This is a genomic window from Bacillus cereus group sp. TH152-1LC, from assembly GCF_027710505.1.
GTDB classification, from domain to species: domain Bacteria; phylum Bacillota; class Bacilli; order Bacillales; family Bacillaceae_G; genus Bacillus_A; species Bacillus_A mobilis.
In genome coordinates this window covers 1-14,803 of the sequence record NZ_JAQFNK010000045.1, presented here as the reverse complement: position 1 = coordinate 14,803, position 14,803 = coordinate 1, and the positions used below count along the sequence as shown (strand labels likewise).

Genomic DNA, 14,803 nt, shown 5'->3' with positions numbered 1-14,803 from the left:
ATAAAAATTGACGTTTCACGTTGTTTGTTTCGTTTAGTTTTCAAAGTTCAACATCGCGTTTCAGCGACTTTTATAATTTAACATTTCGCGTTAAATCTGTCAACAACTTTTTTCTTTCGTTCCTGACGACGCTTATTAATTTACCATATTAATCATTTGTTCGTCAACACTTTTTAAAAAAATGCCAAAATAATTTTATCTTGGCATGATATAAAGCTTAATAACCACTAATGCAGCAACACCGGGTAGACCTAATAAACTTGTGATTGCTGCTGTACCCAAGTTAATTGGAATATGAAAATCAAAATATGTCCCGACAACATTTACGATAAAGAGTAATGCTATTCCCAAAGTAACATGAAAAAGCGCTTTTCCTATAAAACGTAACGGCTTTGAAGAAACACCGAAAACAAGAAAAATAAAAACTAAAGTAAGAATACCGACAATAACAATTGTAGAATTCATTTTCTTCCTCCTTATGAATGACCTATACACACTCATTTGTATGGGACAAGACGATAAAAAAGAACATGTATCATATAACTCCAGTCGTTTTATCTTGTTAATCTTTATTCGACAACACTACCCTCATAAAAACCACTAAATGTTTAACGAATAAAATAAAAGGTTCTGCTGTTTCAGCAGAACCTTTTACCATTGTTCCATTTTTACAGGGCGACGTTTTGCTTCTTTTAACAAGAAGAAATATTTTGCCTCTGCTATCTTCAAAGAACAAAGTACATCTTGAGATGGCTCCACACTTTGTTCGACCATTCTCTTCTGGCGTAACCATTCATTCTTCACTTTTTCTAATAGTACAATTAACTTATCATCATACTCTTTACGCAATTTACCCTTTTTTTGAAAGAACATTTTTGTTTCTCCTCTTATACTTCTCTACGACCTTCTAGCGCTTTCGACAATGTCACTTCATCTGCATATTCTAAATCTCCACCAACTGGCAGACCATGTGCAATACGAGTCACTTTAATACCTGTCGGCTTTAAGAGGCGGGATATATACATCGCTGTAGCTTCCCCTTCAATATTAGGGTTTGTTGCTAATATTACTTCTTGTACTGTTTCATCATGCAGTCGCTTTAAAAGTTGCGGGATATTAATGTCTTCTGGTCCAATTCCCTCCATTGGAGAAATAGCACCACGTAACACATGATATACACCTTGATATTCTTTCATTTTTTCCATTGCGATTACATCTTTCGGTTCCTGCACAACACAAACAACCGATTGATCTCGATGTGAATCATTACAAATATAACAAGGATCACGGTCAGTAATATGTCCGCATACAGAACAATACGCTAAATCTCGCTTCGCATTTACAAGTGCTTTTGCAAAACCTAACACATCATCTTCTTTCATATCTAATACGAAAAATGCCAATCGAACCGCTGTTTTCGGTCCGATCCCTGGCAATTTCATAAAACTATCAATTAGTTTTGATATCGGTTCTGGATAATGCATATATCAATATCCTCCTAGAACATTCCACCCGGTAAGTTTAAGCCTTTTGTAAATTTACCCATTGTAGAATTTGAAAGTTCATCAGCTTTTTTAAGTGCATCGTTCGTTGCAGCTAACACTAAGTCTTGTAACATTTCGATATCTTCTGGATCTACAACTTCTTCTTTTACTTTTACTTCAAGAATTTGCTTATGACCATTTGCAATAACTGTGATCATTCCGCCACCAGCTGTACCTTCAACTGTTTTTTCGCCAAGTTCTTCTTGCGCTTTTGCCATATCTTTTTGCATTTTTTGCATTTGTTTCATCATGTTATTCATATTTCCCATTCCGCCACGCATCATAATTAATTCCTCCTAATTATTATTACTCTTTTATTTCAATAAGTTCTTGCCCTACTAATTTTACCGCCTCTTCTATAAGAGGATCTTCTTTTTTCTCTGGGCTTTCTTCAGCACTTCCGCCTTCACGCTGTAAAAAATCTTCACGTATTTTACCCCATTCACTTTTTGGAATGGCAATCATATTTAATCTTTTACTTAGCAATTCAAATAAAGCTTGTTCCACTGTATCCATAGCTTCTCGATTTTCGCTTGCCATTTTACAGTGAATCTCATATTGAAACGCTAAAACGTAAGTATCATCCGAAGCCGCTACCGGTTCGCTATTTTCTAGTAAAACAGCAAACGCTACTTTGTTGTATGCTTTGAGTCTTCCTAACAACTCACCCCACACAGCTTTTAATTGTTCTAAATCCTGACGCTTTGCTTGCTTTAACACTTCATTTACGCGTCCGACAGGAATCTTCATACTACCTGTCCGCACTGGTTTTGGCGTTGCACGTGTCTCTCTGACTTCCTGCTGCACACCAGCCGGCACACCATTCTTTTTGACTTCTTCTAACTCTTTCTCCAATTGCTGCATCCTGTTCATAATTGCTTGTAAACGATCTGTACCGTTCGCTTGCATCATAAACTGTTGACACAATTGCACCATAACAACTTCTAAGAAAATTCGCGGATGATTCGTCCACTTCATTTCCTGTTGTCCCTTACTAAGAGTATGAATGATTTCATAGATTACTTCCGGTTGCATTTCTTCACTTAACGTCCGGAATTGCTCATCTACCATTACTCGTTCCAACATATGTTCCAATTGTGGTGAAGTTTGATATAAAAGCATATCACGATAATAGTAAATGAAATCCTCCATAAAGCGAACTGGATCTTTCCCTTTACCCATCATCTCATCTATGATACGTAATGCTCTTGATACATCATTTTCACGTATACATTCTACTAAGTTACCTAAGTATTGCTGGGAAACAGAACCTGTTACAGCTAATACATCTTCTGTCGTAACTGTCTCATCACTATAAGATATTGCCTGATCAATAAGACTAAGCGCATCACGCATACCACCTTCAGCGGCACGTGCAACAATTTGTAAAGCCTCATCTTCTACTTGCGTACCTTCATTCGTTACAACCGTCGATAATCTCTCAACAATATCATTTACTGATATTTTTCGAAATTCAAAACGTTGGCAACGTGAAATGATTGTAGGCGGGATCTTATGCGGTTCTGTTGTCGCCAAAATAAAGATGACATGTCCTGGCGGCTCTTCTAACGTTTTTAAAAGCGCATTGAAGGCACCCATAGACAGCATGTGGACTTCATCAATAATGTACACTTTATATTCTACAGCACTTGGAGCATATTTTACTTTATCTCTAATATCTCGAATTTCATCTACACCGTTATTTGAAGCCGCATCAATTTCTAATACATCTGAAATGGATCCTTGTGTAATCCCCAAACAAGAAGGACATTCATTACAAGGTTCAGCCACCGGAGCATGTTCACAGTTGATTGCTTTTGCAAATACTTTTGCAATTGTCGTTTTTCCTGTTCCCCTCGGCCCAGAAAATAAATAAGCATGTGAAACTTTCTCTTGAAGAAGGGCATTTTGCAACGTTTTTGTCACGTGCTTTTGACCAACTACATCTTCAAATTTTTGCGGTCTCCATGTTCGGTATAACGCTTGGTATGACACGAAAATACGGCCTCCCTCAAAGGTTATTATCTCATTTATTATAACCCATTCTGTTTATAGATTCCAAAAGTTATTTTCTATACAAAAAACCCACCTTAATATTAAGGTGAGTTTTGTATACATATATAACTGCCGTGCACCTTCTGTCGATTACGTACCATAAGCGTTACTCAAGCAGTTAGCTCGGTTCAGGCACTCCTGCGGCACACGAGAAGACCCGCTTATTGCTGCTTCCTTCCGGACCTGACAAGGTTCACGGGGTCCCGTTGCGCAGGACCCAAACGTCAACACCACTTACTTAAGGCAGACCTTACAGCAACATAACCTCGAGAAGGGATTCGGCCTCGCTAGAGCGGATTGCGAGTATAGGGCACCGCTACCTCCCCGCTTAGCACGGCAAAGTTAAAACCAATATTCGGTTGCCTTCATTAAAGGCATTATCAGTATAACTTGTTTTTTTATAAAATGCAAATACGTTAATTCTCTTTGTTTTGCTCTAATTTCTTGATCGCTTTTCTTTTTTTGCGAAGCTCTCTAAAAAAGTTTGTTAACAACGTACCGCATTCTTCTTCTAATACACCAGCTACTACCTCGCATTGATGATTAAAGCGTTCATCCGTTAAAAGATTCATCAATGTCCCTGCACATCCACCTTTCGGATCACTTGCACCATATACAACTCGCTTCACTCGTGATAAAACAATTCCACCCGCACACATCGGACAAGGCTCTAATGTTACATATAATGTCGCATCTTCTAAACGCCATGTCCCTAATTTTTTGCACGCCTCATCAATAGCTAACAACTCAGCGTGAGCTATTGATCTTTGCTCAGTTTCCCTTAAATTATGAGCAACACTAATTACTTCGCCATCTAACACTATAACTGCACCAATCGGTACTTCTTGTATTACCTCTGCCTTTTTAGCCTCTTTTATCGCTAACTGCATAAAATAAATATCTTGATCGTGTTCCATACCATAGTCCTTTCCTTACAAATAACGTACACTAATTTCCATTTACTACACATGGGATAACTTTTACAAATTCAATCCACCCTAATAAAAAAGAGAGGGGATTACATATGAAGAATACTGCCTTACTCATTATCGATATGATTAATGACTTTCAATTTTCACACGGGCCCATCCTAGCCAAAAAATGCGAAATTATAACTAACCCTATTTTACAATTAAAGAAAACAATGAAATCCTTTGGCTATCCCATAATTTATGTTAATGACCATTATCAACTTTGGAGATCTGATATTGATCAACTAATTAATCATTGTACAAATGAGTATAGCGAAAATATCATTCGTAAGATTGCCCCAAATTCTGATGATTACATTTTTATTAAACCACATTACTCTGCTTTTTATGAAACACCTTTAAATTCTTTATTAGGCTATTTAAAAATAGAAAATCTAATATTAACAGGAGTCGCAGGGAATATATGTATCCTCTTTACAGCTAACGATGCTCATATGAGAAATTATACACTGTATGTACCACAGGACTGTATTGCCTCTAATCATGATCAGGATAACTTGCATGCTTTAAAAATAATGGAAACCACATTAAAAGCAAATATAATACCGTCATCTCAAATAAAAATTAATTAATACATATATCTATTTTCTAACTTTTTATATCAAATTAACCCGCTCGCTTCCCTCTTGTGCTACAATAATTCTGTTTTGTGTTTTTAGTAGTCACGGTAAATCACTGATTGAAAGGAGGAAACAGCGTGACCGGAGTACCATTTATCACGGTTGAAGGACCAATTGGTGTTGGAAAAACTTCACTTGCGAAGGAAATTTCAACTCACATGCAACTCCACTTACTAAAAGAGATTGTTGATGAAAACCCTTTTTTAGGAAAGTTCTATGAAGACATCGACGAATGGAGTTTTCAAACAGAGATGTTCTTTCTTTGTAATAGATACAAACAATTAGAAGATATTAACATAAAGTTTTTGAATCGAAGGAAGCCAGTAGTAGCAGATTATCATATATTTAAAAATCTAATTTTCGCATCTCGTACATTAAAAGATTCTCAATACGATAAGTACATGCAAATCTATCGCATCCTTACACAAGATATGCCTGTACCAAACGTAATCGTTTATTTAACGGCTAGCTTAGAAACATTACAAGCACGAATCGCAAAGCGCGGAAGAGAATTCGAAAAAAATATGGATCCAAATTACTTACTACAGCTCACAAAAGATTATGAAACTGCAATGGATACTTTTAAAAAGGATCATCCAGACATCCCAGTATTGAAATTTAACGGAGACGATATGGATTTTGTAAAAAATCCTGATGATTTAAACGTCATCCTATCTGCCCTTCAAAATACTCTCTTAAAGGAGTCGAAATAATAATGAATTTAAGGCAAAAATATGATATACCAAATGACGCAGTAATCACTATTGCTGGAACAGTAGGTGTCGGTAAATCAACTATGACAACTGCATTAGCTAACGCTTTAGGCTATCGCACATCATTTGAAAAGGTAGACTCTAACCCGTATTTGGACAAGTTCTATGCTGATTTCACACGCTGGAGCTTTCACTTGCAAGTGTATTTTTTAGCAGAACGATTTAAAGAACAAAAAAGAATTTTTGAATACGGTGGCGGCTTTGTTCAAGATCGCTCTATCTATGAAGACACTGGCATTTTTGCAAAGATGCATCATGAAAAAGGGACAATGACAGAAACTGATTATGAAACATACAAAGGTTTATTTGACGCTATGGTCATGACTCCTTACTTCCCTCATCCAGATTTACTAATTTACTTAGAAGGTTCTTTCGATGATATTGTTGATCGTATCCAAGAACGTGGACGTCCGATGGAACAGCAAACACCAATTGAGTATTGGAAAGAGATGCATGGGCGTTACGACAACTGGATTAATAACTTTAATTCATGCCCTGTTTTACGATTAAACATTAATGAATACGATATTTTAAAAGATGGCGATTCCATTGAACCAATTATTAAAAAAATTGGCCATTTTTTAAAACAAACACGTAAACTTGTAAAATAAAAAACCCGTGCATACGCACGGGTTTTTCTATTAAATTACTTCTTCTTTGTCGGAGCAATAATTTCACTCTCAGGTTTTCCAGCGTTAATACGCTGACGAACAGTACTTGTACTAATATCATATGTTTCAGCAATCTCTTTAACAGTCATTTCTTTTCCGTTAATCATTGCTGTTAATACTTTACCTGTACGTTTTGGAGCTGCTTCTTTCTTTACAGCTTCTTTTTCAACTTTTTTTGGCGCCTCTACTTTTGTCGCAGTTTGCTTTACGTCACAAGTGCAGCCACAAAGTTTACGGAATGTATCATCGCTAATAATACGTGAAACATTTGCACCACTGTTTAAAATTCTATTGTTCTTACAGACAGGACATTGTACATAATATAAAGTTTTTCCATCTAAAGGAAACGTTTGTATAATAAGATCCATGTTGACTCCTTTCATATCTATGAAGATAATCATCGGAATATGAGTGTGTAATAAGGAGAAAATCTCCTTACCCCATACTTTATGATTGGTTTTAAAATAAAAACTCGTTACGTGTTGGTAACGAGTTCTCCAATCTCCACTTATATGCGCTGTTGTCAATTATATCTGGAGGAGGTAGAGGGATTCGAACCCCCGCGCGACTCTCGCCGCCTGTCGGTTTTCAAGACCGATCCCTTCAGCCAGACTTGGGTATACCTCCATATTGACATCAAATATAATATCAAAAGAAAAACAGTTAGTCAACCCTACTAAAATAAATTATGAGGAAAGGAAAATTTTACTTTCCCCCTCCTACATTATAGTACTGACAACGCTCATAATTACCAATCACTCATACCGATGAATGTTTACATTTACTTAATAACTGTTTTTCCTCCCATATAAGGGCGAAGAACTTCTGGAATTATAATTGTACCATCTTCTTGTTGGTAGTTCTCTAAAATAGCTGCTACCGTACGTCCAATTGCAAGACCAGATCCATTTAATGTATGAACATGTTCTGGTTTTCCGTTTGGTTCACGACGGAAACGGATATTTGCACGTCTCGCTTGGAAAGCCTCAAAATTACTACAAGAAGAAATCTCACGATATGTGCCATAGCTTGGAATCCATACTTCGATATCGTATTTCTTCGCTGCTGTAAATCCTAAATCGCCTGTGCACATGCTCATAACGCGATATGGCAACTCTAATAATTGTAACACGCGTTCTGCATCATTTGTTAGTTTTTCTAACTCTTCATAAGAATCTTCTGGTTTTACGAATTTTACAAGCTCTACTTTGTTGAACTGATGCTGACGAATTAATCCACGCGTATCACGGCCAGCTGAACCTGCTTCAGAACGGAAACAAGAGCTAAATGCAGCATATCGTATAGGCAATTGCTCTTTATTTAAGATTTCATCGCGGTGCATATTCGTTACAGGTACTTCAGCTGTTGGAATTAAGAAGTAATCTTCACTTTCAATACGGAATGCATCTTCTTCAAATTTCGGAAGTTGTCCTGTTCCTGTCATACTTGCACGGTTTACCATATACGGAGGTAATACTTCTTCATATCCGTGCTCATCAGTATGAAGATCAAGCATAAAGCTAATTAAAGCACGCTCTAATCTCGCGCCAGCACCTTTATAGAATACGAAGCGGCTTCCCGTTACTTTCCCAGCACGCTCAAAATCTAAAATTCCTAAATCTGTAGCAAGATCCCAATGTGGTTTTGGTTCATAAGCAAATTCTTTCACTTCTCCCCAAGTACGTGCTATCACATTATCATCTTCTGTTTCACCAACTGGAGCAGATTCATGAGGGATATTTGGAATAGACAACATTAATCTTTCTAAATCTTCTTCAACTGTACGAAGTTCATTATCAAGATCTTTTACTTTTTCTCCAACTTCACGCATCTCTAGAATTAGAGCTTCTGCATCTTTCTTTTCACGCTTCAATACAGAAATTTGTTGAGATACTTCGTTACGCTTACTTTTTAGTTCCTCTGTTTGAACAAGTAATTCTCTTCTTCTCGTATCTAGCTCTTCGAAGCGACCAAAATCAGTTAAATCTTCGCCTCTATGCTGTAATTTCGCTTTTACTTCTTCAAAATTTGTACGTAAAAATTTTATATCAAGCATTATATACTCCTCCTTTTATTTTATAAAACACAAAAAACTCCCGTCCCTATATAAAGGGACGGGAGTTAACCCGCGTTGCCACCCTAGTTGAAAGCATTACCGCCTTCCTCTCAAGTAGAAATAACGGCTCTTCACCGGGAATGTTTACTAATCATAAAGATATTCCACATTCCATTCCAGGATGGATTCACAAACTGTTTCTATCGATTTCCACCAACCATCGACTCTCTATAAGAAACGGCATTTGTTACTACTTCCTATCAACACGCTTATTTTATAAAATTGTTACCATCAATTTACTATAATCTTAAACAAGTTGCAAGTTACTTATACAACTTTTTTCATTTTCGCTTCTTTTACCATTTCTACAAAGTATGCTGTCACACGATGATCATCCGTTAATTCTGGATGGAATGAAGCAGCTAAAAACTGATTTTGTTTTACCGCTACCATTCGGTCACCATGTGTAGAAAGTACTTCAACATCATCAGCTACATTTACAACATATGGAGCACGGATAAATACACCAATAAATTCTTCCCCTACACCTTTAATTGAAAGTGAGGCTTCAAAGCTATCTTTTTGGCGTCCGAACGCATTGCGTTCTACTGTAATATCCATAGCACCAATATGTGCTTCTTCATAGCCAATAAGTGTTTTTGCAAGAAGAATCATACCTGCACATGTACCAAACATTGGTTTACCAGACTTCGCGAATGTACGAAGTGGTTCCATGAAAGCATACTTATCAATAAGACGGCGCATTGTTGTACTTTCACCGCCCGGCAAAATAAGACCATCAATCTCTTCAAGTTGCTCTATACGCTTTACAACAACAGCTTCTGCACCACTTGCTTCAACTGATTTTATATGCTCACGAACTGCACCTTGAAGACCTAGTACACCGATTTTCACCATTTTAAAGTTCTCCTTCAATTACCATCCACGCTCTTGCATGCGTTGTTCTGGTAATAACGTTGAAATTTCGATACCTTTCATTGCATTACCTAATCCTTTAGAAAGGCTTGCAATTAGTTCGTAATCCTCATAATGAGTCGTCGCTTCAACGATTGCGCGTGCAAATTTCTCTGGATTTTCTGATTTGAAGATACCAGATCCAACAAATACACCATCCGCACCAAGTTGCATCATTAACGCTGCATCTGCTGGTGTTGCTACACCACCTGCTGCGAAGTTTACAACTGGCAAACGACCAAGGCGTTTAATTTCAAGTAGTACTTCATAAGGAGCACCAGTATTTTTTGCATATGTCATTAACTCATCTTCACGTAGACTTGCAACTTGACGGATTTCTGCATTGACTTGGCGCATATGACGCACTGCCTCTACAATGTTTCCTGTTCCTGGTTCACCTTTTGTACGAAGCATAGATGCACCTTCTGCAATACGACGTGCAGCTTCTCCGATATCACGGCAACCACATACAAATGGAACTGTGTAATCACGTTTATTTAAATGGTATACTTCATCAGCAGGAGTTAATACTTCACTCTCATCGATATAGTCTACCCCTAATGATTCTAATACACGTGCTTCTACAAGGTGACCGATACGACATTTTGCCATAACCGGAATTGACACTGCACCCATAACTTCTTCAACGATTGTTGGGTCTGCCATACGAGAAACGCCACCTGCTGCACGAATATCTGCTGGTACACGCTCTAGTGCCATAACGGCAACTGCGCCTGCCTCTTCTGCAATTTTTGCTTGTTCAGCGTTAATTACGTCCATAATAACGCCGCCTTTTTGCATTTCTGCCATTCCACGTTTTACACGTTCTGTCCCTGTTACATTTGTCATGTTACAAAAACCCCCCTAGGTGAATTGCTTTTCCCCCGTTAAAGGCGAAAATTAAGAATACTCTTACATTCTACCACTAACTATCAGATGCTTGTCTACTACTTTTTCATAAAGTCGGTATGAAAAATAGGAATAAGAAAAAGCCCCTACAATGAGGAGCTTTTAAAACCAGCCTTTTACTGTATCAACAGCACTATTCCATATACCACTAAAGAAAGAACCGATTCCACGCATAGAACGAGTAAACCAATTCGCTTCTTCTACTGCAGATGTTGTTACAAGATCTACTTGTAATGACTTATCAGATAAAAATCCAGGGTCATTCGCATCTTTTGGTGTGATTACCATTTGGCCAAGTGCAGCTCCCTTTTTAATCGGTGCTTCTTGTCCCTTACTTGCTTCTTTTAATTCTGTTTTATAAACATCTTTACTTCCTTTTGGAACTGGAAGTGAAACAGCTTTTTTTGTTTGAACTGCTACATCTTTATCTTTAGCATTTTCTACTCGTACTGTTTCTTGTCCTTTTACTGAAGAATCTTTTTTATATAATTGCTTCATTTCAAAATTAGCAAATCCATAATCATATAGTTTCTTTGTCTCATCAAAACGTGCCTGACGAGAATTCGTTTTAATAACTACAGAAATAAAACGCATTCCATTTCTTTCAACCGTACCAGTGAAACATTCTCCTGCTTCTGGAGTTGATCCTGTTTTCAGGCCATCTACACCATCATATGCCTTAGATAAACCTTTTAGCATCCAGTTCCAGTTCAACATTTGAAATTTCTCTTTTTCTGGACGGAATTCTTTGTTAGAAATTTTTGCTGTATCTAATACTTTGGGATAATCTTTAAGTAAATGCTGTGCTAAAGTTGCAACATCCTTCGCAGACATTTTATTTTCTTCATCCGGTGTTGTACCCGCAGGGTGCATTCCTTTTAAATCTTTGTTCGTTAAACCTGTAGAATTAACGAATTTATAATTTTTTAATCCTAGTTCTTTCGCCTTATCATTCATCATTTTTACGAAATCTACTTCTTTACCTGCAATTGCCTCTCCTAGTGCAATTGTTGCACCATTGGCAGAAAAAATTGCCATTGCTTCATATAACTCTTTTACTGTATACGTGCCACCATTTTCTAATGCAACATTTGATAATGAAGCATCTTGTGAAACTTTATACGCATATTCAGAAACCTTAATTTTTTGATCCCACTTAAGTTTTCCTTTAGCCACTGCTTCATGAACTAAATATTCACTCATCATCTTTGTCATACTAGCAATTGATAATAATTCATCTGCATTCTTTTGATATAAAATTTTCCCAGAATTCGCTTCAACTAAAATTGCTGCACCTGCTTCAATGTTTAAAGCAGATCCCGTTTCTGCTGATGCATTGCTATATGGTAACAACATGCTACAAGCTAGTGTAAGCATTGTTACTAAAGCGATGAATCTTTTGCAAAACATACCTTTCACTTTTGCTACCCCCAATATCTATGTACTCACATAACCGTTATTCTAACATAATCAAAAAAAAATAGACAGAGATATCAAATCTCTGTCTATTTGTATATAAGACATTATAATGAGTAGTTTGGAGCCTCTTTTGTGATTTGTACGTGATGAGGATGGCTTTCACGTAAACCAGCACCTGACATACGAATGAATTGTGCATTCTCACGTAAGAATTCTAAATTCTGTGCTCCGCAATATCCCATACCGGCACGTAATCCACCAACTAATTGATGAACTGTATCTGCTAAAGGCCCTTTATATGGTACTCGACCTTCAATACCTTCTGGAACAAGTTTTTTATTTCCTTCTTGGAAGTAACGGTCTTTACTTCCTTTTTCCATCGCTCCGACAGAACCCATACCACGATATACTTTAAATTGACGACCTTGGTAAATTTCAGTTTCTCCAGGGCTTTCAGCAACACCAGCAAACATACTACCTAGCATAACAACGTGTGCTCCTGCTGCTAAAGCTTTTACCATGTCACCAGAGTACTTAACACCACCATCAGCAATAACTGGAATACCGTGTTTACGAGCTTCTGTTGCGCAATCATAAACTGCTGTTAATTGTGGTACACCAACTCCAGCTACAACACGTGTCGTACAGATAGAGCCTGGTCCAATACCAACTTTAACTACGTTTGCACCTGCTTCAATTAATGCTTTCGTTGCTTCAGCAGTAGCAACGTTTCCAGCAATAATATTTAGTGATGGATATTTCGCACGAACTTCTTTTACCTTATCAATAACACCTTGAGAATGTCCATGAGCTGTATCAAGTACGATTGCATCTACGCTAGCTTTTACTAATGCGTCGATACGAAGCATAGCATCAGCCGTTACACCAACCGCTGCTCCAACTAATAAGCGTCCTTGCTTATCCTTCGCAGAATTTGGGAATTCAATTACTTTTTCAATATCTTTTATTGTAATAAGCCCTTGTAATACACCGTTGTTATCAACAAGAGGGAGTTTTTCAATTTTATACTTTTGTAGGATCTTTTCAGCTTCTTCCAGCGTTGTACCAACTGGAGCTGTAATTAGCTTTTCTTTTGTCATTACGTCGGAAATTTTGATTGAGTAGTCTTGGATGAAACGCATATCACGGTTTGTAATAATACCAACTAATTTTCGCTCGTCTAAATTATTTACAACCGGTACACCTGAGATACGGTATTTTCCCATAAGATGCTCTGCATCATATACTTGATGTTCTGGAGTTAAAAAGAAAGGATCTGAAATAACGCCACTTTCAGAACGTTTTACTTTATCAACTTGCTCCGCTTGTTGTTCGATAGACATGTTTTTATGAATAATTCCTAAACCGCCTTGACGAGCCATTGCAATAGCCATGTCAGCTTCTGTTACTGTATCCATTCCTGCACTAATTAACGGGATATTTAACTGTAAGCTTTCAGATAAAACTGTTTTAACACTTACTTCTCTTGGTAGTACATCTGACTTTGCTGGTACAAGTAATACGTCATCAAAAGTCAAACCTTCTTTAACAAATTTAGATTCCCACATAATTGTTCCCCCCATGATACCAGAAATTATTATTAGTAGCTTATCAATTGGTTAAAATACTGTCAAGGACGTATATATATGTTAGAATTCTTAGACAATAAAAGGAGCGTAATATATGCATCAAACACATTGTACTTGGCAGCAATTAAGTTTCTTCTTTTCATCTCAAAATGTACAACGTTATCTTGCCCGTTGCTACGAAAAATCCTCCATACAAGATGCTGAAAAAAAAAGTTTCGAAAATTGTTATCCCTTTATTTATTACTTAGAACACGGGAAAAATTATTATGAATTATATAAGGTAGCCCCCTTTTCGATTCAGCCAATGCTATTGTTTTATGGAATGAGCCAACTTTTTAAAGCCTGCTTACTAACTATTGATCCGAACTATCCAGAATCCACTACTGTGTTAGCTCATGGTGTTACAACTCGCAAACGAAAAAAACAGAGGTATCAATTTTTAGAAGATGAGGTGAAGGTACAAAAAAACGGATTATTTACTCATGTTGCAGAACAGCTGTTTCACATGAAACACTTAGAAGCAGAAAAGTTTAACATGCTGGATTTAATGGGAAATATTCCTGAATTACAAAATTTATTTCGCTACAGTCAAAGAGGGAGCACTTTATATAAAATCGATTCAACAAATACAAATGAACTTTCCTTTTCGGCCAACATACTAGATCGTCTTCATATGACTACAGAGAGATTTTCACGTTACATTGAATCAACTTGTAAGCATTTATCCATACAACACGTCTCCGGGAAAACGAGCGGATCGAATTTACTTTTTACAGCCCCTATCCAGTCGTGGAACCCTATATATAGTACGCCTTTATACTACGAATATCTTGCTGATACTTATTACTTACCAATTCCAACTGACCCGAGAAATCCTAAACCCGTATTACCTGAACTTCTTGTTCATTATTTATTGCTCTACAATTTAAGTATGATTTCTAGATATGAAACAGATTGGTGGTATGATTTACTTGGGAGCTATGGCTCTGAAGATTATCCATTTATTTATCAATTTCTTACTATTTCTGCTCAAAAAATCCCTTACTATATTTCGTCTTTTTTACTAACAGAACCGATCCTATTTCATGGGAAATAAAAAAACACAAGTCAAAAGACTTGTGTTTTTAGTTGCTTGGCGACGTCCTACTCTCACAGGGACAAGGTCCCAACTACCATCGGCGCTAGAGAGCTTAACTTCCG

General features: G+C 37.1%; 16 protein-coding genes, 1 tRNA gene, 1 other RNA gene and 1 other annotated feature. Of the genes, 4 read left to right on the top strand and 14 right to left on the bottom strand.

The window, feature by feature from the left end; genetic code table 11:
* Window positions 1-195 precede the first annotated feature (195 nt).
* The 7 genes from PDL00_RS33915 to tadA form a co-directional block, all read right to left on the bottom strand.
* Entirely contained in the window at window positions 196-465 is a 270-nt protein-coding gene (locus PDL00_RS33915; protein WP_212955034.1) for a pro-sigmaK processing inhibitor BofA family protein, read from the bottom strand.
* 186 nt (window positions 466-651) lie between these two features.
* Window positions 652-873, bottom strand: coding sequence for a YaaL family protein (locus PDL00_RS33910; protein WP_000466020.1), 222 nt, complete (start codon window positions 871-873; stop codon window positions 652-654).
* 14 nt (window positions 874-887) lie between these two features.
* Complete coding sequence (recR, locus tag PDL00_RS33905; protein WP_000559169.1) at window positions 888-1,484, bottom strand: recombination protein RecR; 597 nt, start codon at window positions 1,482-1,484, stop codon at window positions 888-890.
* A gap of 14 nt (window positions 1,485-1,498) precedes the next feature.
* Window positions 1,499-1,825, bottom strand: a complete 327-nt coding sequence (locus tag PDL00_RS33900; RefSeq protein ID WP_170930109.1) for a YbaB/EbfC family nucleoid-associated protein — start codon at window positions 1,823-1,825, stop codon at window positions 1,499-1,501.
* Window positions 1,826-1,850: 25 nt separating this feature from the next.
* The gene (gene dnaX / locus PDL00_RS33895; RefSeq protein ID WP_242257180.1) at window positions 1,851-3,539 is read right to left on the bottom strand and encodes a DNA polymerase III subunit gamma/tau; all 1,689 of its coding nucleotides are present in this window, start codon (window positions 3,537-3,539) and stop codon (window positions 1,851-1,853) included.
* Between the two features lie 132 nt (window positions 3,540-3,671).
* Window positions 3,672-3,936: signal recognition particle sRNA large type (gene ffs / locus PDL00_RS33890), an RNA gene on the bottom strand.
* A gap of 79 nt (window positions 3,937-4,015) precedes the next feature.
* Window positions 4,016-4,516 carry a tRNA adenosine(34) deaminase TadA gene (gene tadA, locus PDL00_RS33885; protein ID WP_242257179.1) on the bottom strand — a complete coding sequence of 167 codons (501 nt, stop codon included), beginning with the start codon at window positions 4,514-4,516 and terminating at the stop codon, window positions 4,016-4,018.
* Window positions 4,517-4,623: 107 nt separating this feature from the next.
* Here tadA and PDL00_RS33880 point away from each other — a divergent pair, with 107 nt between their 5' ends.
* The 3 genes from PDL00_RS33880 (at window position 4,624) to PDL00_RS33870 (ending at window position 6,595) form a co-directional block, all read left to right on the top strand.
* Entirely contained in the window at window positions 4,624-5,163 is a 540-nt protein-coding gene (locus tag PDL00_RS33880) for an isochorismatase family cysteine hydrolase (protein WP_242257178.1), read from the top strand.
* A 125-nt stretch (window positions 5,164-5,288) separates the two neighbouring features.
* On the top strand, window positions 5,289-5,924 hold the full coding sequence (locus PDL00_RS33875; protein ID WP_242257177.1) for a deoxynucleoside kinase: 636 nt from the start codon (window positions 5,289-5,291) through the stop codon (window positions 5,922-5,924).
* Window positions 5,925-5,926: 2 nt separating this feature from the next.
* Complete coding sequence (locus tag PDL00_RS33870; protein WP_098778593.1) at window positions 5,927-6,595, top strand: deoxynucleoside kinase; 669 nt, start codon at window positions 5,927-5,929, stop codon at window positions 6,593-6,595.
* Window positions 6,596-6,630: 35 nt separating this feature from the next.
* Here the strand turns inward: PDL00_RS33870 and PDL00_RS33865 are convergent, their stop codons facing one another.
* The 7 genes from PDL00_RS33865 to guaB all read right to left on the bottom strand — a co-directional run bounded on the left by PDL00_RS33865 (window position 6,631) and on the right by guaB (window position 13,582).
* Window positions 6,631-7,023, bottom strand: a complete 393-nt coding sequence (locus PDL00_RS33865; RefSeq protein ID WP_242257176.1) for a DUF3797 domain-containing protein — start codon at window positions 7,021-7,023, stop codon at window positions 6,631-6,633.
* A 166-nt stretch (window positions 7,024-7,189) separates the two neighbouring features.
* Window positions 7,190-7,282: transfer RNA gene (locus PDL00_RS33860), tRNA-Ser, on the bottom strand.
* 154 nt (window positions 7,283-7,436) lie between these two features.
* Window positions 7,437-8,711, bottom strand: coding sequence for a serine--tRNA ligase (serS, locus tag PDL00_RS33855; protein ID WP_242257175.1), 1,275 nt, complete (start codon window positions 8,709-8,711; stop codon window positions 7,437-7,439).
* Window positions 8,712-8,762: 51 nt separating this feature from the next.
* Window positions 8,763-8,984: a binding site (T-box leader), on the bottom strand.
* Window positions 8,985-9,038: 54 nt separating this feature from the next.
* Window positions 9,039-9,629: a pyridoxal 5'-phosphate synthase glutaminase subunit PdxT gene (gene pdxT, locus PDL00_RS33850; RefSeq protein WP_270733772.1), complete on the bottom strand. Its 591-nt coding sequence runs from the start codon at window positions 9,627-9,629 to the stop codon at window positions 9,039-9,041.
* A gap of 18 nt (window positions 9,630-9,647) precedes the next feature.
* Window positions 9,648-10,535, bottom strand: coding sequence for a pyridoxal 5'-phosphate synthase lyase subunit PdxS (gene pdxS, locus PDL00_RS33845; RefSeq protein WP_000186157.1), 888 nt, complete (start codon window positions 10,533-10,535; stop codon window positions 9,648-9,650).
* Between the two features lie 162 nt (window positions 10,536-10,697).
* On the bottom strand, window positions 10,698-12,005 hold the full coding sequence (locus tag PDL00_RS33840) for a D-alanyl-D-alanine carboxypeptidase family protein (protein WP_270733773.1): 1,308 nt from the start codon (window positions 12,003-12,005) through the stop codon (window positions 10,698-10,700).
* Between the two features lie 113 nt (window positions 12,006-12,118).
* Window positions 12,119-13,582 carry an IMP dehydrogenase gene (gene guaB, locus PDL00_RS33835; protein ID WP_000264076.1) on the bottom strand — a complete coding sequence of 488 codons (1,464 nt, stop codon included), beginning with the start codon at window positions 13,580-13,582 and terminating at the stop codon, window positions 12,119-12,121.
* A 115-nt stretch (window positions 13,583-13,697) separates the two neighbouring features.
* On the opposite strand from guaB, the gene PDL00_RS33830 reads away from it, so the two are divergent.
* A complete protein-coding gene (locus PDL00_RS33830) occupies window positions 13,698-14,699 on the top strand; it encodes a YaaC family protein (protein ID WP_270733771.1) in 1,002 nt (333 codons plus the stop codon).
* Window positions 14,700-14,803: the final 104 nt, after the last annotated feature.

What these genes read in the sequence shown, in the direction of transcription:
- PDL00_RS33915 (WP_212955034.1), bottom strand. Translation starts at nt 465, where the DNA reads ATGAATTCTACAATTGTTATTGTCGGTATTCTTACTTTAGTTTTTATT.
- pdxT (WP_270733772.1), bottom strand. Translation starts at nt 9,629, where the DNA reads ATGGTGAAAATCGGTGTACTAGGTCTTCAAGGTGCAGTTCGTGAGCAT.
- PDL00_RS33900 (WP_170930109.1), bottom strand. Translation starts at nt 1,825, where the DNA reads ATGCGTGGCGGAATGGGAAATATGAATAACATGATGAAACAAATGCAA.
- guaB (WP_000264076.1), bottom strand. Translation starts at nt 13,582, where the DNA reads ATGTGGGAATCTAAATTTGTTAAAGAAGGTTTGACTTTTGATGACGTA.
- PDL00_RS33870 (WP_098778593.1), top strand. Translation starts at nt 5,927, where the DNA reads ATGAATTTAAGGCAAAAATATGATATACCAAATGACGCAGTAATCACT.
- pdxS (WP_000186157.1), bottom strand. Translation starts at nt 10,535, where the DNA reads ATGACAAATGTAACAGGGACAGAACGTGTAAAACGTGGAATGGCAGAA.
- tadA (WP_242257179.1), bottom strand. Translation starts at nt 4,516, where the DNA reads ATGGAACACGATCAAGATATTTATTTTATGCAGTTAGCGATAAAAGAG.
- PDL00_RS33830 (WP_270733771.1), top strand. Translation starts at nt 13,698, where the DNA reads ATGCATCAAACACATTGTACTTGGCAGCAATTAAGTTTCTTCTTTTCA.
- PDL00_RS33910 (WP_000466020.1), bottom strand. Translation starts at nt 873, where the DNA reads ATGTTCTTTCAAAAAAAGGGTAAATTGCGTAAAGAGTATGATGATAAG.
- serS (WP_242257175.1), bottom strand. Translation starts at nt 8,711, where the DNA reads ATGCTTGATATAAAATTTTTACGTACAAATTTTGAAGAAGTAAAAGCG.
- recR (WP_000559169.1), bottom strand. Translation starts at nt 1,484, where the DNA reads ATGCATTATCCAGAACCGATATCAAAACTAATTGATAGTTTTATGAAA.
- PDL00_RS33880 (WP_242257178.1), top strand. Translation starts at nt 4,624, where the DNA reads ATGAAGAATACTGCCTTACTCATTATCGATATGATTAATGACTTTCAA.
- PDL00_RS33865 (WP_242257176.1), bottom strand. Translation starts at nt 7,023, where the DNA reads ATGGATCTTATTATACAAACGTTTCCTTTAGATGGAAAAACTTTATAT.
- PDL00_RS33840 (WP_270733773.1), bottom strand. Translation starts at nt 12,005, where the DNA reads ATGTTTTGCAAAAGATTCATCGCTTTAGTAACAATGCTTACACTAGCT.